Source organism: Streptomyces sp. NPDC056580, assembly GCF_042793175.1.
In the GTDB taxonomy this organism is placed as follows: domain Bacteria; phylum Actinomycetota; class Actinomycetes; order Streptomycetales; family Streptomycetaceae; genus Streptomyces.
Genome location: NZ_JBHTVE010000002.1, coordinates 107,406 through 129,923, shown reverse-complemented (window position 1 = coordinate 129,923; position 22,518 = coordinate 107,406). Strand labels below are relative to the sequence as shown.

At 69.7% G+C, this 22,518-nt stretch carries 17 protein-coding genes and 2 tRNA genes; 2 read left to right on the top strand and 17 right to left on the bottom strand.

What is annotated here, in order from left to right:
- Positions 1-322: 322 nt before the first annotated feature.
- The 11 genes from ACFQ9Z_RS04295 to ACFQ9Z_RS04245 all read right to left on the bottom strand — a co-directional run bounded on the left by ACFQ9Z_RS04295 (position 323) and on the right by ACFQ9Z_RS04245 (position 15,764).
- A complete protein-coding gene (locus ACFQ9Z_RS04295; protein WP_383010540.1) occupies positions 323-2,284 on the bottom strand; it encodes a TIGR03960 family B12-binding radical SAM protein in 1,962 nt (653 codons plus the stop codon).
- Between the two features lie 70 nt (positions 2,285-2,354).
- On the bottom strand, positions 2,355-3,854 hold the full coding sequence (locus ACFQ9Z_RS04290) for a CHAD domain-containing protein (RefSeq protein WP_383010538.1): 1,500 nt from the start codon (positions 3,852-3,854) through the stop codon (positions 2,355-2,357).
- Between the two features lie 54 nt (positions 3,855-3,908).
- Positions 3,909-5,108 carry a rod shape-determining protein RodA gene (rodA, locus tag ACFQ9Z_RS04285; RefSeq protein ID WP_383010536.1) on the bottom strand — a complete coding sequence of 400 codons (1,200 nt, stop codon included), beginning with the start codon at positions 5,106-5,108 and terminating at the stop codon, positions 3,909-3,911.
- Positions 5,105-7,357 carry a penicillin-binding protein 2 gene (gene mrdA / locus ACFQ9Z_RS04280; protein ID WP_383010534.1) on the bottom strand — a complete coding sequence of 751 codons (2,253 nt, stop codon included), beginning with the start codon at positions 7,355-7,357 and terminating at the stop codon, positions 5,105-5,107. Before mrdA ends, rodA begins: the two co-directional genes overlap by 4 nt.
- 116 nt (positions 7,358-7,473) lie before the next feature.
- Positions 7,474-8,148: a rod shape-determining protein MreD gene (gene mreD, locus ACFQ9Z_RS04275; RefSeq protein ID WP_383010532.1), complete on the bottom strand. Its 675-nt coding sequence runs from the start codon at positions 8,146-8,148 to the stop codon at positions 7,474-7,476.
- A gap of 13 nt (positions 8,149-8,161) precedes the next feature.
- Positions 8,162-9,103: a rod shape-determining protein MreC gene (gene mreC / locus ACFQ9Z_RS04270; protein WP_383010530.1), complete on the bottom strand. Its 942-nt coding sequence runs from the start codon at positions 9,101-9,103 to the stop codon at positions 8,162-8,164.
- Between the two features lie 188 nt (positions 9,104-9,291).
- Entirely contained in the window at positions 9,292-10,311 is a 1,020-nt protein-coding gene (locus ACFQ9Z_RS04265) for a rod shape-determining protein (protein ID WP_116151120.1), read from the bottom strand.
- Positions 10,312-10,624: 313 nt separating this feature from the next.
- Positions 10,625-11,038 carry a nucleoside-diphosphate kinase gene (gene ndk, locus ACFQ9Z_RS04260; RefSeq protein WP_383010528.1) on the bottom strand — a complete coding sequence of 138 codons (414 nt, stop codon included), beginning with the start codon at positions 11,036-11,038 and terminating at the stop codon, positions 10,625-10,627.
- Between the two features lie 63 nt (positions 11,039-11,101).
- A complete protein-coding gene (locus tag ACFQ9Z_RS04255; RefSeq protein WP_383010526.1) occupies positions 11,102-11,473 on the bottom strand; it encodes a DUF4233 domain-containing protein in 372 nt (123 codons plus the stop codon).
- A gap of 10 nt (positions 11,474-11,483) precedes the next feature.
- A complete protein-coding gene (locus ACFQ9Z_RS04250) occupies positions 11,484-12,998 on the bottom strand; it encodes a bifunctional folylpolyglutamate synthase/dihydrofolate synthase (protein WP_383010524.1) in 1,515 nt (504 codons plus the stop codon).
- A 108-nt stretch (positions 12,999-13,106) separates the two neighbouring features.
- Positions 13,107-15,764: a valine--tRNA ligase gene (locus ACFQ9Z_RS04245; protein WP_383010522.1), complete on the bottom strand. Its 2,658-nt coding sequence runs from the start codon at positions 15,762-15,764 to the stop codon at positions 13,107-13,109.
- 137 nt (positions 15,765-15,901) lie between these two features.
- Here ACFQ9Z_RS04245 and ACFQ9Z_RS04240 point away from each other — a divergent pair, with 137 nt between their 5' ends.
- Positions 15,902-16,852, top strand: a complete 951-nt coding sequence (locus tag ACFQ9Z_RS04240; protein ID WP_383010520.1) for a hypothetical protein — start codon at positions 15,902-15,904, stop codon at positions 16,850-16,852.
- Positions 16,853-16,919: 67 nt separating this feature from the next.
- On the opposite strand, the gene clpX is transcribed toward ACFQ9Z_RS04240, so the two are convergent.
- From clpX to ACFQ9Z_RS04215, 5 genes are all read right to left on the bottom strand, one after another.
- Positions 16,920-18,206, bottom strand: coding sequence for an ATP-dependent Clp protease ATP-binding subunit ClpX (clpX, locus tag ACFQ9Z_RS04235; protein WP_199210539.1), 1,287 nt, complete (start codon positions 18,204-18,206; stop codon positions 16,920-16,922).
- A 169-nt stretch (positions 18,207-18,375) separates the two neighbouring features.
- Positions 18,376-19,041 carry an ATP-dependent Clp protease proteolytic subunit gene (locus tag ACFQ9Z_RS04230; protein WP_143632331.1) on the bottom strand — a complete coding sequence of 222 codons (666 nt, stop codon included), beginning with the start codon at positions 19,039-19,041 and terminating at the stop codon, positions 18,376-18,378.
- A gap of 67 nt (positions 19,042-19,108) precedes the next feature.
- Positions 19,109-19,714, bottom strand: coding sequence for an ATP-dependent Clp protease proteolytic subunit (locus tag ACFQ9Z_RS04225; RefSeq protein ID WP_383011797.1), 606 nt, complete (start codon positions 19,712-19,714; stop codon positions 19,109-19,111).
- A 287-nt stretch (positions 19,715-20,001) separates the two neighbouring features.
- Positions 20,002-21,372: a trigger factor gene (tig, locus tag ACFQ9Z_RS04220; protein WP_383010517.1), complete on the bottom strand. Its 1,371-nt coding sequence runs from the start codon at positions 21,370-21,372 to the stop codon at positions 20,002-20,004.
- A gap of 179 nt (positions 21,373-21,551) precedes the next feature.
- A tRNA-Pro gene (locus ACFQ9Z_RS04215) sits at positions 21,552-21,628 on the bottom strand.
- A 162-nt stretch (positions 21,629-21,790) separates the two neighbouring features.
- On the opposite strand from ACFQ9Z_RS04215, the gene ACFQ9Z_RS04210 reads away from it, so the two are divergent.
- Positions 21,791-21,861: transfer RNA gene (locus ACFQ9Z_RS04210), tRNA-Gly, on the top strand.
- Between the two features lie 141 nt (positions 21,862-22,002).
- Here the strand turns inward: ACFQ9Z_RS04210 and ACFQ9Z_RS04205 are convergent.
- Positions 22,003-22,197 carry a hypothetical protein gene (locus ACFQ9Z_RS04205; RefSeq protein WP_143632335.1) on the bottom strand — a complete coding sequence of 65 codons (195 nt, stop codon included), beginning with the start codon at positions 22,195-22,197 and terminating at the stop codon, positions 22,003-22,005.
- Positions 22,198-22,518: the final 321 nt, after the last annotated feature.

Below are 22,518 nucleotides of genomic sequence, written 5' to 3'. Positions count from 1 at the left end.
GATCCCGAAGGACGTGCGTGACGCTGATCATGAAAGAGGACGACTTCGCCGAGGCGTTCTGATTCCTGCTGGTCGGTACTGAGCAGAGCCGCCCGCCCATGTGGCTGGGCGGGCGGCTCCGCGTCCGTGTGGACGCCCATTCCTCACGCCCACTCCACCCCGGAGACGATCTGCGAGACGCTCCCCGTGCTCGGCAGCGGCGTCCGGGAGGGTGCCGAGGGCGCGGGCGGGCGAGGACACGATGCGCCAACCTTCGTCAGCGCAGCCAAGACATCCTCACCCCGCCAGCGCCTCCACCACCCGATCGAGTGGCTCGCCCACCTCAGTGGGTGTGAGCGCTTGAAGCCGGCGCCGGTCCCGCGTTCTTGACCGTCAGAGGCAGCAGCTTCTTGCCCGTCGGGCCGATCTGGATGCTGGTGTCCATCTGCGGGCAGACGCCGCAGTCGAAGCACGGGGTCCAGCGGCAGTCCTCGACCTCGGTCTCGTCGAGGGCGTCCTGCCAGTCCTCCCAGAGCCAGTCCTTGTCCAGGCCGGAGTCGAGGTGGTCCCAGGGCAGGACCTCCTCGTAGGTGCGCTCACGGGTGGTGTACCAGTCGACGTCCACGCCGAAGGGGGCGAGCGCCTTGTCCGCGCACGCCATCCAACGGTCGTAGGAGAAGTGCTCGCGCCAGCCGTCGAAGCGGCCGCCGTCGTCGTAGACCGCGCGGATGACGGCGCCGATGCGGCGGTCGCCGCGGGAGAGCAGGCCCTCGACGATGCCGGGCTTGCCGTCGTGGTAGCGGAAGCCGATCGAGCGGCCGTACTTCTTGTCGCCGCGGATCTTGTCCCGGAGCTTCTCCAGGCGGGCGTCGGTCTCCTCGACGGAGAGCTGGGGCGCCCACTGGAACGGGGTGTGGGGCTTCGGCACGAAGCCGCCGATCGAGACCGTGCAGCGGATGTCGTTCGACCGGGAGACCTCGCGGCCCTTCTGGATCACGTGGGTCGCCATGTCGGCGATCTGCAGGACGTCGTCGTCCGTCTCGGTCGGCAGGCCGCACATGAAGTACAGCTTCACCTGGCGCCAGCCGTTGCCGTACGCCGTGGCGACGGTCCTGATCAGGTCCTCTTCCGAGACCATCTTGTTGATGACCTTGCGGATGCGCTCCGAGCCGCCTTCCGGGGCGAAGGTGAGGCCGGAGCGGCGGCCGTTGCGGGTCAGCTCGTTCGCAAGGTCGATGTTGAAGGCGTCGACCCGGGTGGACGGCAGGGACAGCCCGATCTTGTCGTCCTCGTAGCGGTCGGCCAGGCCCTGGGCGATGTCACCGATCTCCGAGTGGTCCGCGGAGGACAGGGAGAGAAGGCCGACCTCCTCGAAGCCCGTCGCCTTGAGGCCCCTGTCGACCATGTCGCCGATGCCGGTGATCGAGCGCTCGCGCACCGGGCGGGTGATCATGCCGGCCTGGCAGAAGCGGCAGCCGCGGGTGCAGCCGCGGAAGATCTCGACCGACATGCGCTCGTGGACCGTCTCGGCGAGCGGGACCAGGGGCTGCTTGGGGTAGGGCCACTCGTCGAGGTCCATGACGGTGTGCTTGGACACGCGCCACGGGACGCCGGACCGGTTGGGGACGACACGCCCGATACGGCCGTCGGGCAGGTACTCGACGTCGTAGAACGCGGGGATGTAGACGCCGCCCGTCTTCGCCAGGCGGAGCAGGACCTCCTCGCGGCCGCCGGGGCGGCCCTCCGCCTTCCACTCGCGGACGATGCGGGTCATGTCGAGGACGGCCTGCTCGCCGTCGCCGATGACCGCCGCGTCGATGAAGTCCGCGATCGGCTCCGGGTTGAAGGCGGCGTGGCCGCCGGCCAGGACGATCGGGTCGTCCAGTCCGCGGTCCTTCGACTCCAGGGGGATTCCGGCGAGGTCGAGCGCCGTGAGCATGTTCGTGTAGCCCAGCTCCGTGGAGAAGCTGAGGCCGAACACGTCGAACGACTTCACCGGGCGGTGGGTGTCCACGGTGAACTGCGGGACGCCGTGCTCTCGCATCAGCGCCTCCAGGTCCGGCCACACGCTGTAGGTGCGCTCGGCGAGGACGCCCTCCTGCTCGTTGAGTACCTCGTAGAGGATCATGACGCCCTGGTTGGGCAGTCCGACCTCGTAGGCGTCCGGGTACATGAGCGCCCAGCGGACGTCGCACTCGTCCCAGTTCTTGACGGTGGAGTTGAGTTCACCGCCGACGTACTGGATCGGCTTCTGCACGTGGGGGAGCAGAGCTTCGAGCTGCGGGAAAACCGACTCGACAGGCATCTCGCGAACCTTCATGAGCTGACAGGGGTGACCATTCAGCCTAACCCGCCCGGAGGGCTCCCCCGCACGCTCAGACCGACGCCCCCGATTTGATCTCCGCCCACAGGCCCGGCAGCTCGGCCTCCGCAGCCGCCGCGCGCTGCTCCTCCCTGCCGAAGAGCAGGCCGTAGGTGAAGGTGCTCTCCCCTGCCGCGTGGGCGACCGCGGCCAGCTCGCGCAGGGTGTGGCGGGCCATGACGCTGTCCTGGTGTTCGCCCAGCAGGGAGGTGAGGGACTTCATCGACTTGGCCAGTGACTTGGCCGGGGAGCCGAGCGCGGGGATGGCTGCCTCGGCGGCGTAGCGGGTGCGCTTGGCCTTCTTGCGCGCCTCGTGCAGGGCGACGTCGCGGTCCCGGCCGGGCGGCAGGTCCAGCGCGTGGGTGATCAGGCGGGCGACCTTGTCGAGGTCCTTGCGTACGGCCTTGGCGAGCACCTTCCCGGGTTTCCCGGCGGCCTTCGGGCGCAGCGGCGGGTCGGCGAGGAGGGCGTCGATGCTGTCGAGCAGGGCCTGCTGGCGGGCGGAGTCGAGGACGGCGATGAGGTGGCCGCGGGTGCTGCCGTGCCGGGCCTCGGCCCAGCCGGTGAGCCGCTGGAGTACGGGGCCGAGGACCAGGTCGGGCGGGAGCTCGCCGAGGGCGGCGGTGAGGCGTTGCGCCAGGACCTCCTGGTCGCGGTCGGCGCCCAGTTCGCCGGCGAGCCATTTCAGCTCGGCGGCCACCGGGGCGGTGGCGGCGCGGTCGAGGACGGTGCGGAAGGTCTGGCAGGTGCTGCGCATCCGGCGGGTCGCGACGCGCATCTTGTGCACGGAGTCCGGGATGTCGCGGCGTACGGCCGGGTCGCGGTCGAGGATCTCGTCTCGCTGTTCGCGCAGGTAGGCGAGGACGTGGTCGCCGGCGGTCGCGGGCGGCGCGGGCCTGGCGGGCCGGGTGCGGGTGCCGCCGGTCTGCTCCAGGGCCCGGGCCAGTTTGGACGGGGCGGTGGACGGCCGCAGCCCCGCCTTGCGCAGGCGCTTGTCGATCTTGTCGAGGAGGGCCGGGTCGACGTCGTCGGCGAGTTCGACCTCGATCTCGGTCCAGTGGGTTGTGCCGCCGGCCCGGTTGAGGCGTTCGGCGGTGACGGTGTCGACGCTGGCCTCGGCCAGCAGGGCGCCGCCGGCGTCGACCAGGTGGCGTACGTCGCGGGCGGAGCGGAGCCGGACGACGGGGACCAGTTCGGCGCCCCGGACCCGGGAGCGGACCAGGGCCGCGAGTTCGCCTGGGACGGTGTCGGACAGGGGTGCCCTGATCTCGTCGCGGACGCCGGGGGCGACCGGGAACTTCAGGTGCCAGCCGTCGTCCGAGCCTCCGGTGCGGCGGCGCAGGGTGAGGGAGGCGGCGGCCAGGCGTTCGTCGGCGGTGTCGTAGTAGGTGGCGTCGAGCTCGACGAGGCCCCTGTCGAGGACGTCCGCCACCTCGCCGACGCCGGTCAGGTCGGGCAGCCCACCGTCATCGGATTCGTACTTGCGCTCGATCTCGCGTTTCGTGTCCGCCATGAAGAGAATCTAGCCCCGAACGGCCTGCTCAGTCCCCCTTCCCTGGGGCCGGGTTCAGGCGGACATCGGGCGTTGCACCTTGATGGACTGCAGGAGACCGACGGCCACCCACACCGCGAACATCGACGAGCCGCCGTAGGACACGAAGGGCAGGGGCAGGCCGGTGACCGGCATGATGCCGAGGGTCATGCCGATGTTCTCGAAGGCCTGGAAGGCGAACCAGGCGATGATGCCGGCGGCGACGACCGTGCCGTACAGCTCGGTGGAGTCGCGGGCGATGCGGCAGGCCCGCCACAGGACGATGCCGAGGAGGAGGATTATCAGGCCGGCGCCGACGAAGCCGAGTTCCTCGCCGGCGACCGTGAAGACGAAGTCCGTCTGCTGCTCGGGGACGAACTGGCCGGTGGTCTGCGAGCCGTGGAAGAGGCCGGCGCCGGTGAGACCGCCGGAGCCGATGGCGATGCGGGCCTGGTTGGTGTTGTAGCCGACGCCGGCGGGGTCGAGGTCGGGGTTGGCGAAGGCGGCGAAGCGGGCGATCTGGTACTCGTCCAGGATGTGCAGCTGCCAGACGGCGATCGCGCCGACGGTGCCGGCGGTGATCAGGCCGAAGACCCAGCGGTTGGAGGCGCCGGAGGCGAGCAGCACGCCGAGGATGATGACCACCATGACCATGACCGATCCGAGGTCGGGCATGAGCAGCACGATCAGGATCGGCACGGCGGCCAGGCCGAGGGACTGCAGGACCGTGCGGTGGTCGGGGTACTCCTTGTCGCCGGCGTCCACGCGGGCCGAGAGCAGCATGGCCATGCCCAGGATGATCGTGATCTTCACGAACTCCGAGGGCTGCAGCGAGAAGCCGCCGCCGAGCACGATCCAGGAGTGGGCGCCGTTGACGGTGGAGCCCAGCGGGGTGAGCACGGCCAGGATGCCGAAGACGGACAGGCCGTAGAGGATCGGCACGGCGTTGCGCAGGGCGCGGTGGCCGAGCCAGAGCGTGCCGATCATCAGGGCGAGCCCGATGCCGGTGTTCATCAGGTGCCGGAGCAGGAAGTAGTACGGGTCGCCCTGGTTGATCTCGGTGCGGTTGCGGGTGGCCGAGTAGACCAGCAGGGAGCCGATCCCGGACAGGGCGAGTGCGGACAGCAGTATCGGCCAGTCGAGCCGGCGGGCCACTGAGTCGCGGGCGAAGAGCCTGGTCCAGCCGGCCCGCTCGGGTCCGTAGCCGGAGACGGAGAAGCTGTTGGCGCTGGTCATGTGGGCATCCTCCGGCTTCCCCTCCTGCGCTGGCGCCTGCGGGTGTCGCGGTTGCCCGTGGTGGGCGGGGGCGTGGTGGCCGGGGTCTGCTGGCCGTCGTCGTTGCTGGGGTTGTTCTGCTGGGAGGCCTCGACGTCCTTGGCGGGGTCGTCGGCGACCTTCGGGGAGGCGATGGTGCCGTCGGGTCGGACCTTGGGCAGGCTCTTCTGCGGTTCGGGCAGCAGGGCCTTCTTGTTGTCGATGGAACCGTCGCCCTGGACGCCGTAGAGCGCGCTGTAGATGTTGCGGACGGCCTCACCGGAGGCTCCGGAACCCGTACCGGCCTGGGCGATCGTCATGATCACCGTGTAGTCCTTGGAGTAGGTGGCGAGCCAGGACGTGGTCTGCTTGCCGTAGACCTCGGCGGTACCGGTCTTGGCGTGCAGCGGGATCTTGTTCTGCGGCCAGCCGCCGAACTTCCACGCGGCGGTACCGCGGGTGACGACGCCGGCGAAGGCGTCGTCCATGCCCTTGAGGGTGGCCTGGGTGACCGGCAGGCGGCCGCTCTTCCTCGGCTTGATCTCCGTGACCTTCTTGCCGTCCGCGCTGATGACCGCCTTGCCGATGGTCGGCCGGTACATGGTGCCGCCGTTGGCGACGGCGCCGTAGATCACGGCCTCCTGGATCGGGGTGACGAGGGTGTCGCCCTGCCCGATGGAGTAGTTGATTGAGTCGCCCTCGCGCATCTTGTTGCCTTCGAGGCAGTTCTCGTACGCGATCTTCTCGACGTAGGTGCCGTCCTTCTTGCCGGACTTGCACCAGGCGTCCTTGTTGGCCTTCCAGTAGTCCAGCTTCCACTGGCGGTCGGGGACGCGTCCGGTGACCTCGTTGGGGAGGTCGACGCCGGTCTCCTTGCCGAGGCCGAACTGGTGGGCGGCCTTGTAGAAGTAGTCCTTGGGCTTGCCCTTCTTGGGATTGATGCCGCCGTCGCGCTTCCACTCCTTGTCGGCGAGGCCGTAGAAGACGGTGTCGCAGGAGACCTCGAGGGCGCGGCCGAGGGAGATGGGGCCGAAGTTCTCGCCCTCGAAGTTCTTGAAGACCTGGCTGCCCACGGAGTAGGAGCTGGTGCAGGGGTAGTTGCCGTCGAAGGGGTAGCCCGCCTCGACCGCGGCGGCCGTGGAGACCACCTTGAAGGTCGAGCCGGGCGCGGCCTGGCCCTGGATGGCCCGGTTGAGCAGCGGGTAGTCCGAGTTCTTGCCGGTGAGGGCCTTGTAGTCCTTGGCGGAGATGCCGCCGACCCAGACGTTCGGGTCGTAGGTCGGGGCCGAGGCCATGGCGACTATCCGGCCGGTCTTCGCCTCCATGACCACGACGGCTCCGGAGTCCGCCTTGTAGTTCTCACCGGTGATCTTGTCGAACTGCTGGCGGGCGACCTTCATCGCCTTGTCCAGCTCGTACTCGGCGACGCGCTGCACCCGGGAGTCGATGCTGGTGACCAGGTTGGAGCCGGACTGGGCGGCGTCGGACTCGGCCTTGCCGATGACCCGGCCGAGGTTGTCCACCTCGTAGCGGGTGACGCCGGCCTTGCCGCGCAGCACCTTGTCGTACTGGCGCTCGAGGCCGGAGCGGCCGACCATGTCGGAGCGCAGGTAGGGCGAGTCGGTGTTCTTGGCCTTCTGGATCTCATCGTCAGTGACCGGCGAGAGATAGCCGAGGACCTGGGAGGTGTTGGACTTGCCCGGGCCCGGGTAGCGGCGCACGGCCTCCGGCTCGGCGGTGATGCCGGGGAAGTCCTCGGCGCGCTCGCGGATCTGCAGGGCCTGCTTGGCGGTGGCCTCGTCGGTGATCGGGATCGGCTGGTAGGGCGAGCCGTTCCAGCAGGGCTGCGGGGTCGTGGCGTCGCACAGCCGGACCTTGCGCATGACGTCGGCGGTCTTCATGCCGAGGACGCCGGCCAGCTTGGTGAGGACGGCCTTGCCGTCGTCCTTCTGCTTCAGCAGGTCGGTGCGGGAGGCGGAGACCACCAGGCGGGTCTCGTTGTCGGCGAGCGGCACGCCCCGGGCGTCGAGGATGTCGCCGCGCACGGCGGGATCGACGACCTGCTGGACGTGGTTGCCGGAGGCTTCCTTCTGGTACGCGGCGCCCTCGCGGATCTGCAGGTACCACAGGCGGCCGCCGAGCGTGCCGAGGAGGGAGAGGACGAGGATCTGGATGACGACGAGCCGGATCTGGACCCGTGGGGTCCGCCCGGTCTCGGGAATGTTGGTCACTGCGGCTGTCTCCCCCTCTCAGTGCGCTGACGTGTGCGGGCGGACGGATGGTGAACGATCCGCCGGTGCGGCGCCGTTCCGCCGCGATTGCCTCGTTTGGGTGAACTCTGGTGGGTTCACAGCCGCTTGACCCCCTTGATGCGGCCGACCCTGGTGGAGCGGGTGCGGGCCTTCGCCTTCAGGGTGCCGAGCCCGCGCTGACCGCCGACGCGCAGTCCGGTGCCGGAGGAGAGCCAGCCGGAGGAGATGTCGCCTGCCTTGACGGCGGGGCCGGTCTCGGCGAGCGGGTCGTTGTCGGAGCGGCGGGCCAGCCACATGATCGCGGGGACCACGAAGGGGGCCAGCAGCAGGTCGTACAGGGCGGCCGAGAACAGCAGCCCGGGCAGGCCGACATGACGGGCGGCGGTGTCGCCGACCAGGGCGCCGACGCCCGCGTACAGCAGGGTGGAGCCGACGGCGGCGGCGACCACGACGGCCATCGGGCCGGTGGCGGACTTCAGCCGGCCGTTCTCCGGCTTGATGAGCCCGGCGAAGTAGCCGATGACGCACAGCACCAGGGCGTAGCGGCCGGCCGCGTGGTCGGCGGGCGGGGCGAGGTCGGCGAGCAGTCCGGCGCCGAAGCCGACGAGGGCGCCGCCGACGTGGCCGTACACCATGGCGAGGCCGAGGACGGTGAGCAGCAGCAGGTCGGGGACGGCGCCCGGCAGGTGCAGGCGGGCGAGGACGCTCACCTGGATCACCAGGGCCACGACGACCAGCGCGGTCGAGAGCAGGATCCGGTTGAGGCGCATGGGGATTCAGCTCCTACTGCTGCTGCTCGTTGGTGCCGGACGTGCCGGACGAGGGGGAGACCGTGACGGTCACCGTCGGCGTCGGCGTCGGCTTGGGCTTGCTCGGCAGGACCTCGTCGCGCGGGTCACGCTTGGGGCCCTGGACGACCACGCCGACGACGTCGAGCTTGCTGAAGCCGACGTACGGCGTGACGTAGAGCGTGCGGGTCAGGCCGCCGCCGGAGGGGTCGATCCGGGAGACCACGCCGACCGGGACGCCGGGCACGAAGGGCTTGTCGGCCTGGGAGCCGAAGGTGACGAGCCGGTCGCCCTTCTTCACCTCGGCCTTGCTGTTGAGCAGTTCCACCCGCAGCGGGCGGTCGCCCTGACCGGAGGCGAAGCCGAGTTCGTCGCTGTTTTCCATGCGGGTGCCGACGGTGAAGTCGGGGTCGTTGGCGAGCAGCACGGTGGCGGTGTGCGGGCCGACGGTGGTGACCCGGCCGACGAGTCCGTCGCCGTTCAGCACGGTCATGTCCCGCTGGATGCCGTCGGCGGCGCCGGCGTCGATGGTGATGGTCCAGGAGAAGCCCTGCGCCGACCCTATGGCGATGACCTGGGCGCCCTTGATTCCGTACTGGCCCTCGCCGGCGATCTTCAGCATCTTGTCGAGCTGGGTGAGGCGGCTGCGGTTGCGGTCGTCGCTGCCGAGCTTCGCCTTGAGGGCCGCGTTCTCCTTCTCCAGCGCGGCGAGCCGGTCGTGGCGGGTCCCGGAGTCGCGGACCGCGGAGACGGCCTCACCGACCGGGTCGACCGCCGAGGACAGCCCGTTCTCGATCGGGCCGAAGGCCGCGGCGGCGGCCTGCCGCGCGCCGTCGACAGGGGAGTTCCGGCCCCCTCGGATGTCCACCGTGATCAGCGCGAACGCGATGGCGATCAGCAGGACCAGGAGCAGCCGGCTCTCTTTCGTGTCCCTCACGTGCGGCGGCCGTGCCCTTCCTCGAGTGGAATTCGGGGACCCCCGGCGGTGTGCGAAAGTCGGGCGCACACCCTGGGGGTCCGTTTGCGGGAGCTTGTGCCTCTAAGTCAACGACCCGCCGCACGAGCGGAGTGGTCTCGTACGGCGGATCCGGGGAGCCGCCAGGCCGGCAGGTCCGGGGAGCGGCCTCATCGGCGGGGCTGGGCGTCCAGTACCTGCTGGAGCGCCTCGAACTCCTCGACGCACTTGCCGGAGCCGAGCGCCACGCTGTCCAGCGGGTCCTCGGCGATGTGGATCGGCATGCCGGTCTCGCGCCGCAGCCGTTCGTCCAGCCCGCGCAGCAGGGCGCCGCCGCCGGTCAGCACGATGCCCCGGTCCATGATGTCGCCGGACAGCTCCGGCGGGCACTTGTCGAGGGTGGTCTTGACGGCGTCGACGATGGCGTTGACCGGTTCCTCGATGGCCTTGCGGACCTCGGCGGCGGAGATGACCACGGTCTTCGGCAGTCCGGAGACCAGGTCGCGGCCGCGCACCTCGGTGTGTTCGTCGGCGTCGAGTTCGTACGCGGAACCGATCGTGATCTTGATCTGCTCGGCCGTGCGCTCGCCCAGCAGCAGGCTGTACTCCTTCTTGATGTACTGGATGATCGCGTTGTCCAGTTCGTCGCCCGCCACCCGGATGGACTGCGCGGTGACGATGCCGCCGAGCGAGATGACCGCGACCTCCGTGGTGCCGCCGCCGATGTCCACGACCATGTTGCCGGTGGCCTCGTGGACCGGCAGACCGGAGCCGATGGCGGCCGCCATGGGCTCCTCGATGATGTGCACCTGGCGGGCGCCGGCCTGGGAGGACGCCTCGATGACGGCGCGGCGCTCGACGCCCGTGATGCCCGAGGGCACACAGACCACGACGCGCGGCCGGGCGAGGTAGCGGCGCTTGTGGATCTTCAGGATGAAGTAGCGCAGCATACGCTCGGTGATCTCGAAGTCGGCGATCACACCGTCCTTCAGCGGACGCACGGCGACGATGTTGCCCGGGGTGCGGCCGATCATCTTCTTCGCTTCGGCGCCGACCGCGAGGATGCCACCGGTGTTCGTGTTGATGGCGACGACGGACGGCTCGTTGAGCACGATGCCGCGGCCCCTGACGTACACCAGCGTGTTGGCGGTCCCGAGGTCGACAGCCATGTCACGGCCGATGAACGACATTGAGTTCCCCATCCGGATTAATCTGGCCTTCCCTGGCTTTTGAGGGCGTATCAGGTCGGCGAGGCGGGTGCTGTGACGCGAAGGCTTCCATCGTAAACGCGCCTGCGCGAACACTGCGCGAGGGTCTCCGCCATTGTCACCAGATGGCGCGCCGCCCCGCTTGTGGAGACGGCCCATCGGGGGCACACGTTCCCCCGATCGGCGACGCATATGCCAAAGGGCGGCCGAAAAGGTACGGCCGCCCCGGGTCGGCGATCGAGCGGAGCTGACGCCCAGTCAGAAAAATTCGCGGAAATTCCGCCAGGTGGGGGGCTCAGGCGCGGCCCGGGAAGAAGATCTTCACCTCGCGCTCGGCGGACTCCTCCGAGTCGGACGCGTGGATCAGGTTCTCCCGGACGACGACGCCGTAGTCGCCCCGGATGGAGCCGGGCGCGGCGGCGATCGGGTCGGTCGGGCCGGCCAGCGCGCGCAGCCCCTCGATGACCCGCTCGCCCTCGACGATCAGCGCCACGACCGGGCCGGAGGCCATGAACTCCACCAGCGGCTCGTAGAAGGGCTTGCCCTTGTGCTCGCCGTAGTGCTGCTCCAGCGTGTCCTGGTCGAGGGTGCGCAGCTCCAGCGCGGTGATCTGCCAGCCGGCCTTGCGCTCGATACGGCTGATGATCTCGCCGGTCAGGCCGCGACGGACGGCGTCGGGCTTGAGGAGGACGAGGGTGCGCTGGCTCACGAGGGGCTCCTTACGACTGGCATGTGCGGTGGCACGAGGTTACAGGGCGTGTCCTCGCCGCCGTCACGCAGCGTCAGGTGTAGAGGGGCCGGGGTCCGCGGACTCCGCCCGGGCGGCGAACCTGGCCTTCGCCGCGTCCACCTTCCGTCCGTAGTGGACCGACGCCCACCACAGGGCGGCGAACACCGCGCCCATGAAGTACATGGTCGGGACGAAGACGCCGGAGGCGATCAGGGCGAGCTGCAGCGCCCAGCCGAGGGCGACGCCGCCCGGCCGGGTCACCATGCCGCACAGCAGCACGCACAGGACCATGGCGATGCCGCTGACCAGCCAGACCGTCGACGTGGACAGGTCCGGGTCCTTCATGGCCACGAGGCCTGCGAACCCGATGACGAAGAACTCGCCGATCAGCGTCGATGAACAGAGCGTGCGCACGACGGACTCCTCAGCCCTTTCCCAGGAGCAGGCGGGCCTCGCCCACCGTGATGACCGAGCCGGTGACCAGCACCCCGCCGCCCGCGAACTCGCCCTCCTCCTCGGCCAGCGTGATCGCGGCCTCCAGGGCCTCGGGCAGCCGCGGTTCGACCTGGACGCGGTCCTCGCCGAACACCTCGACGGCGATGGCGGCCAGCTCGTCCGCGTCCATGGCGCGGTGGCTGGAGTTCTGGGTGACGACGACCTCGGCGAAGATCGGCTCGAAGGCCTCCAGCAGACCGCGCACGTTCTTGTCGCCGCTCGCCCCGACCACGCCGATCAGCCGGCTGAAGTCGAACGCCTCCCGCACCGCCTCGGCGGTGGCCTCCGCGCCCGGCGGGTTGTGGGCGGCGTCCAGGACGACGGTGGGCGAGCGCCGTACGACCTCCAGGCGCCCCGGCGAGGAGACGGCCGCGAAGGCCTTGCGCACGGTGTCGATGTCCAGCGGCTGCGCGCGCTGCGCGCCGACGCCGAAGAACGCCTCCACGGCGGCGAGCGCGACGGCGGCGTTGTGCGCCTGGTGGGCGCCGTGCAGCGGGAGGTAGACCTCCTCGTACTCGCCGCCCAGGCCGCGCAGGGTGAGCATCTGCCCGCCGACGGCGATCTGCCGGGCGGTCACGCCGAACTCCAGGCCCTCCCGGGCCACGGTGGCGTCGACATCGACGGCCTTCTTCAGCAGCACCTGGGCCGCGTCCACCGGCTGCTGCGCCAGGATGACGGTCGCGCCCTGCTTGATGACGCCGCCCTTCTCCCCCGCGATCTCCCCCGTGGTGTTCCCGAGCCGGTCGGTGTGGTCGAGGCCGATGGGGGTGATCACCGCGACGTCGCCGTCGATCACGTTGGTGGCGTCCCAGGAGCCGCCCATGCCCACTTCCACCACGGCCACGTCGACCGGGGCGTCCGCGAAGGCGGCGTAGGCCATGCCGGTGAGCACCTCGAAGAAGGACAGCCGGTACTCCTGCGAGGCGTCGACCATCTCGATGTACGGCTTGATGTCCTGGTACGTCTCGATGAACCGCTCGGCGGAGATGGGCGCGCCGTCCAGGCTGATCCGCTCGGTGACGGACTGCACGTGCGGGCTGGTGTAGCGGCCGGTGCGCAGCTCGAAGGCGCCGAGCAGGGCCTCGATCATGCGGGCCGTGGAGGTCTTGCCGTTCGTCCCGGTGATGTGGATCGAGGGGTATGAGCGCTGCGGTTCGCCGAGCAGGTCCATCAGCGCGGCGATCCGGCTGACGGAGGGCTCCAGCTTGGTCTCGCCCCAGCGGGTGGCCAGCTCCGCCTCGACCTCGCGCAGGGCCCTGTCGACCTCGGGGTCCTCCGGCCGGGCCGGTACGTCGGCCTGCGGCGGGCCGCCCTGGGTGCGCAGGGTGCGGCTGCCGGCCTCGATCACGGCGAGGTCGGGGTCGCGGGTGGTCTCGGCGTCGATGATCTCGTCGAAACCGTCGAGGGGGTCGGGGGTGTCGCTGGTGCCGGGGTGGTCGCTCACGGTGCCAGTCTACGGAGCCGGGCCGGCGTGGGCGGGCGAAGGCCCCCGGAGCCGTGCGGTTCCGGGGGCCTTCGGCCGTCGTCCGCGCCTGCGGGCGCGCCGGTGCGGCTACGCCTGCGGGAGCCTGTCGAGCTGGGCCTGGATGCGGGCGATGTCCTCGTCGGCCTTGGTGAGGCGGGTGCGGATCTTGCCGACCACGTTCTCCGGGGCCTTCGCCAGGAACGCCTCGTTGCCGAGCTTCGCCGTGGCCTGGGCCTTCTCCTTCTCCGCCGCGGCCAGGTCCTTCGCCAGGCGCTTGCGCTCGGCGGCCACGTCGATGGTGCCGGAGAGGTCGAGGGCGACCTCGGCGCCGGCGACCGGCAGGGTGGCCGTGGCCGTGAAGGACTCGCCCTCCGGCTGCAGGCGCAGCAACTGGCGGATGGCGGCCTCGTGCGGGGCCAGCGCCGTACCGTCCAGGGTCAGCCGGGCCGGGACCCGCTGGCCCGGCTGCAGGCCCTGGTCGGCGCGGAAGCGGCGGACCTCGGTGATGACGGACTGCAGGGTCTCGATCTCCTGCTCGGCCGCCGGGTCGCGGAAGCCGCCCGGGGCGTCGGCGCCGGGAACCAGCACGGCGGCCGGCCACTCGGCGATGACGACCGACTCGCCGCCCGTGAGGGTGGTCCACAGGGTCTCCGTGACGAACGGGACGATCGGGTGCAGCAGCCTGAGGGTGACGTCGAGGACCTCGCCCAGGACGCGCTTGGAGACCTCGGCCGCCTCGCCGCCCGCCTGGAACGTCGTCTTGGACAGCTCGACGTACCAGTCGAAGACCTCGTCCCAGGCGAAGTGGAAGAGGGCGTCGGAGAGCTTGGCGAACTGGAAGTCGTCGTAGAACGCGTCGACCTCGGCGACGACCGAGTCGAGCCGGGAGAGGATCCAGCGGTCCGTGGCGGACATCCTCGCCGCGTCCGGCAGCGGGCCGTCCACGGTCGCGCCGTTCATCAGCGCGAAGCGGGTGGCGTTCCAGATCTTGTTGGCGAAGTTGCGGGAGCCCTGGACCCAGTCCTCGCCGATGGGCACGTCGACGCCGGGGTTGGCGCCCCGGGCGAGGGTGAACCGGAGGGCGTCGGAGCCGTACTTGTCCATCCAGTCCAGCGGGTTGACCGCGTTGCCGAAGGACTTCGACATCTTCTTGCCGAACTGGTCGCGGACCATGCCGTGCAGGGCGATGGTGTGGAACGGCGGGGCGCCGTCCATCGCGTAGAGGCCGAACATCATCATCCGGGCGACCCAGAAGAAGAGGATGTCGTAGCCGGTGACCAGGACGGAGTTCGGGTAGAACTTCGCGAGGCTCTCGGTCTGTTCGGGCCAGCCGAGGGTGGAGAACGGCCACAGGCCGGAGGAGAACCAGGTGTCGAGGACGTCGGTGTCCTGCTTCCAGCCCTCCGCCTCGGTGCCGGGCGGCCGCTCGTCGGGGCCGACGCAGACGACCTCGCCGTTGGGGCCGTACCAGACCGGGATGCGGTGGCCCCACCAGAGCTGCCGCGAGATGCACCAGTCGTGGAGGTTGTCGACCCAGTCGAAGTACCGCTTCTCCATCTCCTGCGGGTGGATCTTGACCTTGCCGTCGCGGACGGCGTCGCCGGCGGCCTTGGCGAGCGGGCCGACCTTGACCCACCACTGCATGGACAGGCGCGGCTCGATGGTGGTCTTGCAGCGCGAGCAGTGGCCGACGGAGTGGACGTAGGGGCGCTTCTCGGCGACGATCCGGCCCTCGGCGCGCAACGCGGCGACGATGGCGGAGCGGGCCTCGAGGCGGTCCAGGCCCTGGAAGGGGCCGTGGGCGGTGATGACGGCGTGCTCGTCCATCACGGTGAGGGACGGCAGGTCGTGCCGCTGGCCGATCTCGAAGTCGTTCGGGTCGTGGGCCGGGGTGACCTTGACGGCGCCGGTGCCGAACTCGGGGTCGACGTGCTCGTCCGCGACGACCGGGATGGAGCGGTCGGTCAGCGGGAGCCGGATGAGCTTGCCGACCAGGTGCCGGTAGCGCTCGTCGTCGGGGTGGACGGCGACCGCGGTGTCGCCGAGCATGGTCTCGGCACGGGTGGTGGCGACGACGATGGTGTCGTCCCCCTCCCCGTACTTCATGGAGACCAGCTCGCCGTCGTCGTCCTGGTACTCGACCTCGATGTCGGAGATGGCCGTAAGGCACCGCGGGCACCAGTTGATGATGCGCTCGGCGCGGTAGATCAGCTCGTCGTCGTAGAGCCGCTTGAAGATGGTCTGGACGGCCTGGGACAGGCCCTCGTCCATGGTGAAGCGCTCACGCGACCAGGCGACGCCGTCACCGAGGCGGCGCATCTGGCCGGAGATCTGGCCGCCGGACTCGGCCTTCCACTGCCAGACGCGCTCGACGAACGCCTCGCGGCCGAGGTCGTGGCGGGACTTGCCCTCCTTGCCGAGCTCGCGCTCGACGACGTTCTGGGTGGCGATGCCGGCGTGGTCCATACCCGGCTGCCACAGCGTCTCGAAGCCCTGCATGCGCTTGCGGCGGGTCAGGGCGTCGATGAGCGTGTGCTCGAAGGCGTGGCCCAGGTGGAGGCTGCCGGTGACGTTGGGCGGCGGGATGACGATGGTGTACGGCGGCTTGTCGCTCTTCTCGTCCGCCTCGAAGTAACCCCGCTCCACCCAGCGCTCGTACAGCGGCCCCTCTACATCGGCCGGCGCGTACTGGGTCGGCAGTTCGTTGTCGGGCGCGGGTGGCTGCTGCTGAGCGTTCTCGGTCACGGGGGTCAGTTTAGAGGTGTCACGGGGTGGTCCCGAAACGCGTTTGTTCTGTAACGGTGCGGCCCCCGGCGCCGTGCGCCCCCCGCTGCTGCGCCAGGATGTCAGGAACACATAAGCATCTGAGGGGGAACCCAGGAATGAGCAACAACCAGCCGGGCCCGTACGGCCAGCAGCCGCCCTACGGCCAGCCGGGGCAGCCTGGTCCCTACGGCCAGCCGGGCCCCTACGGCCAGCAGCCGCAGGCACCGCAGCCCGGCTACGGCTACCCCCAGCAGACTCCCCCGGCCCCGCCGCAGCCCGGTTACGGCTACCCGCAGCAGGGCGGCGTGCCCCAGCAGCAGGGCCCGTACGGCCAGCAGCCCGGCGCGTACGGCCAGCAGCCCTACGGCGCCCCGCAGCCGCCGGCCCCGGGCGGGGGCAAGAAGAAGACGGGCCTGATCATCGGCGCGGTGGCGGTCGTAGCGGCGATCGCGGTGGGCGCGTACTTCGTGCTGGGCGGCAGCAGCGGCTCGGACGTCGCGGACGACGGCCCCCACAAGCTGACGACGCCGGCGACGGTGCTCGGCGAGTACGAGAAGTCCAAGGGCGACAGCGGCACCATGACCGACAAGGACATGAAGGACGCGCAGAAGTGGGGCGTCAGGGACCCCCACGACGTCAGCGCCGGGTACAAGTCCGGGGACGACGGCGATCCGCTGAGCCAGAAGATGATCCAGTTCGGCGGCGTGTACGGCACGATCGACGACCCCGAGAAGACCGTCGACGCGATGTTCGCCTACCTGAAGAGCGAGTCGCAGAAGGACAGCGGCAACAAGGACGTCGCCCTCCAGGGTGAGCCGAAGGCGTACGAGCCGGCCGGTCTCGACGGCGCGGTCCTGAAGTGCCAGCAGGCGAAGGCTCCCACCGACTCGACCAGCGGCGGTCCGAAGGACGTCACGATGACGTTCTGCGTCTGGGGCGACCACAGCACCATCGGATTCGTCATGCCGATGGACATCGCGAACCTCGCCGCGGGCCGCAGCAGCGACCCGGCGGCCGACGCGGAGCTGACCGCCAAGTTCCGCAAGGAGATCCGCGTCAAGGCCTGACGGGGCTGGACGTGCGAGAAGGGCCCGGCCGGGTGGCCGGGCCCTTCTCGTGCGTGCGGTGCGGCGCCTACGCCGTCTTCTGCTCGCCGGTCCCCCGGCCCCGGGCGTCCCGGGGGATCAGGGTGGGGTTGACGTTGGAGTGGACGACGTCGGCCGTGATGACGACGCGGGCGACGTCCTTGCGGGACGGGACCTCGTACATGACCGACATGAGGACCTCCTCCATGATGGCGCGCAGGCCGCGTGCGCCGGTCTGGCGGAGGATGGCCTGGTCGGCGATGGCCTCCAGGGCCTCGCGCTCGAAGTCCAGCTCCACGCCGTCGAGTTCGAAGAGGCGCTGGTACTGCTTCACCAGGGCGTTGCGGGGCTCGACCAGGATCTGGAGCAGGGCCTCGCGGTCCAGGTTGTGCACCGAGGTGATCACCGGCAGGCGGCCGATGAACTCGGGGATCATGCCGAACTTGACCAGGTCCTCGGGCATGACGTCCTCGAACTGGTCCTTGGCCTCCAGCTCGCGCTTGGAGTGGATCGTCGCGCCGAAGCCGATGCCCTTGGCGCCCGCCCGGGACTCGATGATCTTCTCCAGGCCGGCGAAGGCGCCGCCCACGATGAACAGCACGTTCGTCGTGTCGATCTGGATGAACTCCTGGTGCGGGTGCTTGCGGCCGCCCTGCGGCGGGACCGAGGCCGTGGTGCCCTCGAGGATCTTCAGCAGGGCCTGCTGGACGCCCTCGCCGGACACGTCACGGGTGATCGACGGGTTCTCGCTCTTGCGGGCCACCTTGTCGATCTCGTCGATGTAGATGATCCCGGTCTCGGCCTTCTTGACGTCGTAGTCGGCCGCCTGGATCAGCTTGAGGAGGATGTTCTCCACGTCCTCGCCGACGTAGCCCGCCTCGGTCAGCGCCGTCGCGTCGGCGATCGCGAAGGGCACGTTCAGCATGCGGGCCAGCGTCTGCGCGAGGAGCGTCTTGCCCGAGCCCGTGGGGCCGAGCAGCAGGATGTTGGACTTCGCCAGCTCGATGGCGTCGTCACGGCCCTGGGCGCCGCCGTTCTCGCCCGCCTGGACCCGCTTGTAGTGGTTGTACACCGCGACCGAGAGGGCCTTCTTGGCGGCCTCCTGGCCGACCACGTAGCCCTCGAGGAACTCGTAGATCTCGCGGGGCTTGGGGAGTTCCTCCCAGCGCACCTCGCTGGTCTCCGCGAGCTCCTCCTCGATGATCTCGTTGCAGAGATCGATGCACTCGTCGCAGATGTACACACCGGGACCTGCGATGAGCTTCTTGACCTGCTTCTGGCTCTTGCCGCAGAACGAGCACTTGAGCAGATCGCCGCCGTCACCGATGCGTGCCACGGTGTGCTTCCCCTTCGCCTGGGAGACGACTGGACACTCGGGTCCAGCGGCTCCTGGTGCTGCCTTATGTCCGACGGTACCTTGCCGGGCCCCGTGTTCGGGTCCCCCTTGGCAGGGTTCACTTTGACGCGAACCCTGCCAAGGGGGCCTGAGAGTACGCCGCCTCGGGTCAGCGGACCGCGGCGTTGTTCATCTTGCGGGTGGAGATGATCTGGTCGACGATGCCGTACTCGAGCGCTTCCTCGGCCGTGAGGATCTTGTCGCGCTCGATGTCCTCGCGGACCTGCTCGAGGTCCCGGTTCGAGTGCTTGGCCAGCATGTTCTCGAGCTGCTCACGCATCCGGGTGAACTCGTTGGCGATGATCTCCAGGTCGGAGAGCTGGCCGCGGCCGGTGGAGCCGGCCGGCTGGTGGATCAGCACGCGCGAGTTCGGCAGCGCCATGCGCTTGCCCGGGGTGCCGGCGGCGAGCAGGATGGCCGCGGCGGAGGCCGCCTGGCCCATGCACACCGTCTGGATGTCCGGCTTCACGAACTGCATGGTGTCGTAGATGGCCGTGAGGGCCGTCATGTCGCCACCGGGGCTGTTGATGTAGATCGAGATGTCCCGGTCGGGGTCCATCGACTCCAGGCACAGCAGCTGCGCCATGACGTCGTTGGCGGAGGCGTCGTCGATCTGGACGCCCAGGAAGATCACGCGCTCCTCGAAGAGCTTCGCGTACGGGTCGTACTCGCGGATGCCCTGGGAGGTGCGCTCGACGAAGCGCGGGATGACGTAGCGGCTGTCGGGCCGGGGCCCTTCGTACATACCGCTGGCGGCGCCGGGGAAGTTGCTCATGAGGGTGTTCACCGTCCTGGTGGCGTTCGGGGGGCTGGTGTCTCGGCGGTTGGCGTGGCCGGGCCGGTCAGGCACCGGTGCCGCCGCCTCCCGGAACACCCGAGGCGTTCCTGATGATCTCGTCGATGAGGCCGTACTCCTTGGCCTCCTCCGGGGTGAACCAGCGGTCGCGGTCCGCGTCGCGCAGGATCGTCTCGACCGACTGGCCGGAGTGGAACGCGGTCAGCTCGGTCATGGTCTTCTTGGTGCGCAGCAGGTACTGGGCCTGGATCTTGATGTCCGAGACCGTACCGCCGAGGCCCGCGGAGCCCTGGTGCATCATGATGTCCGTGTGCGGCAGCGCGAACCGCTTGCCGGAGGTGCCGCCGGTGAGCAGGAACTGGCCCATCGAGGCCGCCATGCCCATGCCGATCGTGACCACGTCGTTCGGGATGAACTGCATGGTGTCGTAGATCGCCATGCCGGCCGTCACCGAGCCGCCGGGGCTGTTGATGTAGAGGTAGATGTCCTTGTCGGGGTCCGCGGCGAGGAGCAGCAGCTGTGCGGTGATCTTGTTGGCGATGTCGTCGTCGACCTGCTGACCGAGGAAGATGATCCGCTCGTTGAGCAGCCGGTTGTAGACCTGGTCGCCGAGGCCACCACCGATGGAAGGCTCGCCGGCGGCGGAGGGCATCAGATTCGTCACGTATCCACCTGCTCGTCTTACGACGGCGCCGGGCCGTCTCACGTCGTCCTGCCGGAGGCTTGGCTGGGGGTCTCAGGAGACTCCCCTGCCCCCGTACTCAAGGACCCTAACGCTCAGGTCCCCTCGGGGAATCCCGGAGATGACAGTGTTCGCCGGGGGCGTAGCGGCCGCGCGGCGGGGGCGGGTGCCGATCCGGGGGCGAAACGGCGCGGGCCCCCGGGAAGCACACTCCCCGGGGGCCCGCCCTACGCGCTCGGAAGGCGCCGTGGGGCCGCTCAGCCCTCGGCGTTCTCCTCGGAGGTCTCCGACGCCTCGGCGGCCTCGGTCTCCTCCTCCTCGTCGTCCAGGTCGACGACCTCGCCGTTGGTGTCCTTCACCGTGGCGGCCTCGACCACGACGGCCAGGGCCTTGCCGCGGGCGACCTCGCCGACCAGGAGCGGAACCTGGCCGCCCTCGACGACGGCCTGGGCGAACTGGTCGGGGGACATGCCGGAGGAGGCCGCACGCCGCATGAGGTGCTCGGTGAGCTCCTCCTGGTTGACGTTGAGGTTCTCCTTCTTCACCAGCTCGTCGAGGACGAACTGGGTCTTGATGCCCTTGACCGCGGCGTCGCGGGTCTCGGTCTCGAACTCCTCGGCGGTCTTGCCCTGGATCTCCAGGTACTTGTCGAGGGTGAGGCCCATCTGGCCGAGCTGGTGGTGCTCCAGGTTGTGCTTGCGGGTGTTGATCTCGTCCTCGAGCAGCTTCTCGGGGACCGGGACCTCGACCAGCTCGAGGAGCTTCTCCAGGACGCGCTCCTGGGCCTGGGTGGCCTGGTCGTACTGCTTCATGTCGCCCAGGCGCTTGCGGCTGTCCGCCTTCAGCTCGTCCAGGGTGTCGAACTCGGAGGCGAGCTGCGCGAACTCGTCGTCCAGCTCGGGCAGTTCGCGGGCGGCGACCTGGGTGACCTTGACGGTGACCTCGGCCTCCTTGCCCGCGGCCGAGCCGCCCTTCAGCTCGGAGGTGAAGGTGGCCTCGCCACCGGCCTCCAGGCCCTTCACGGCGTCGTCGATGCCGTCCAGCAGCTCGCCGGAGCCGATGGTGTAGGAGACGCCGTTGGCGATGCCGTCCTCGAGGACCTCGCCGTCGACCTTGGCCTCCAGGTCGATCGTCACCACGTCGCCGTCCTCGGCGGCGCGCTCCACCGGGGAGGTGGAGGCGAAGCGCTCACGGAGCTGCTCGACCGACTTCTCGACGTCCTCGTCGGTGACCTCGACGGCGTCGACCTCGACCTCGATGCCGGAGTAGTCCGGGATCTCCAGGGCCGGGCGGACGTCGACCTCGGCGGTGAAGTTCAGCGTCTCGCCGTCCTTCAGGTCGGTGATGTCGACCTCGGGCTGGCCCAGCGGGCTGAGCTCGGCCTCGTTGACCGCCTCGGTGTAGAACTTCGGAAGCGCGTCGTTGACGGCCTCCTCCAGCACCGCACCGCGGCCGAACCGCTGGTCGATGACGCGGGCCGGGATCTTGCCCTTGCGGAAGCCCTTCACCGTGACCTGCTGGTTGATCTTCTTGTACGCCGCGTCGAGGCTGTCCTTGAGCTCCTCGAAGGGCACCTCGACAGTGAGCCGAACCCGGGTCGGGTTCAGGGTCTCCACGGCGCTCTTCACGGTTCGGTCTCCTTGTGGCTGACTTCTTGGTTTCTGCCGGAGCCAGACTGGTCCGGCGGATTTCGCCGCCCGGAGGAGTTCGTAGGCCGAGTGGGCCGGGACACACGGGCGCGCAGCTTGCATAGTAACCGCAGCCGGTCAGCGCCCCAAAAGGCGATCATCAGGATGCCGTGAGCCGGTGGTCGGGGTGGCGGGATTTGAACCCACGGCCTTCCGCTCCCAAAGCGGACGCGCTACCAAGCTGCGCCACACCCCGTCTGGTGCGACACGTAGGGTACATGTCCCGGCCGGTTCCGCAGGCCGGTTTCACCGCCGCGGCGCAGACGACGTCGCCGCAGCCCAACACGTTGGCCTCCGCGGCGCGCGACCCGCTACGATGCTCTGCAGTGCCGCGGTCGCAGACCGGCGGCGCACTGTCGCGGGCGTAGCTCAATGGTAGAGCCCTAGTCTTCCAAACTAGCTACGCGGGTTCGATTCCCGTCGCCCGCTCCGCACGGTTCAGGGCCGGGCGAGGTCATCCCTCCGCCCGGCCCTGATCGTTTTCCGGGGGCCCTGGTCGCCCGGGCGCGCCACAGGCGCGCACCGGCCGCGGCCGGTGCGCGGTCGCCGCCGGGTGCGCGGCGCGGGGCGTCAGAAGCTGATCTGGTTGATCGTCTCCGCTATCGAGTTCATGAAGCGGTTGATCGACGGCGCCATGCCGGTCGAGGCGAGGAAGAACCCGAAGAGGACGGCGACGATGGCCGGGCCGGCCTTGATGTTCCCCCCTCGGATCAGCACCACAAGGATGATCGCCAACAGCAGCACCACGGACAGTGAAATGGCCACAACTGATCACACCTTCGGTCGGTCCGCTCTCCCGGCCCTGGGACGCGGCCCCGCGCACCCCAGCCAGAACCATCGTGCCACCAACCCGGCCCTTGTATGCGGGTCATGACGCAACGTCGGGTGCCGGCCCGGCTCCGCCCGGAACCCGCACAGTAATTCGACAGGTACACCCTTACCTGCGGCGCGGGAAATTGCGCAGCATGGTTTCCATGCCCACACATCACGTGCGCAGGTAATTCGAATTGATGACACAGAGGCGACGTATGCCCTAATTAGTCACGATGAGTCAGGACATCAGGGGCCAACGAGGGGTGCCGCTGT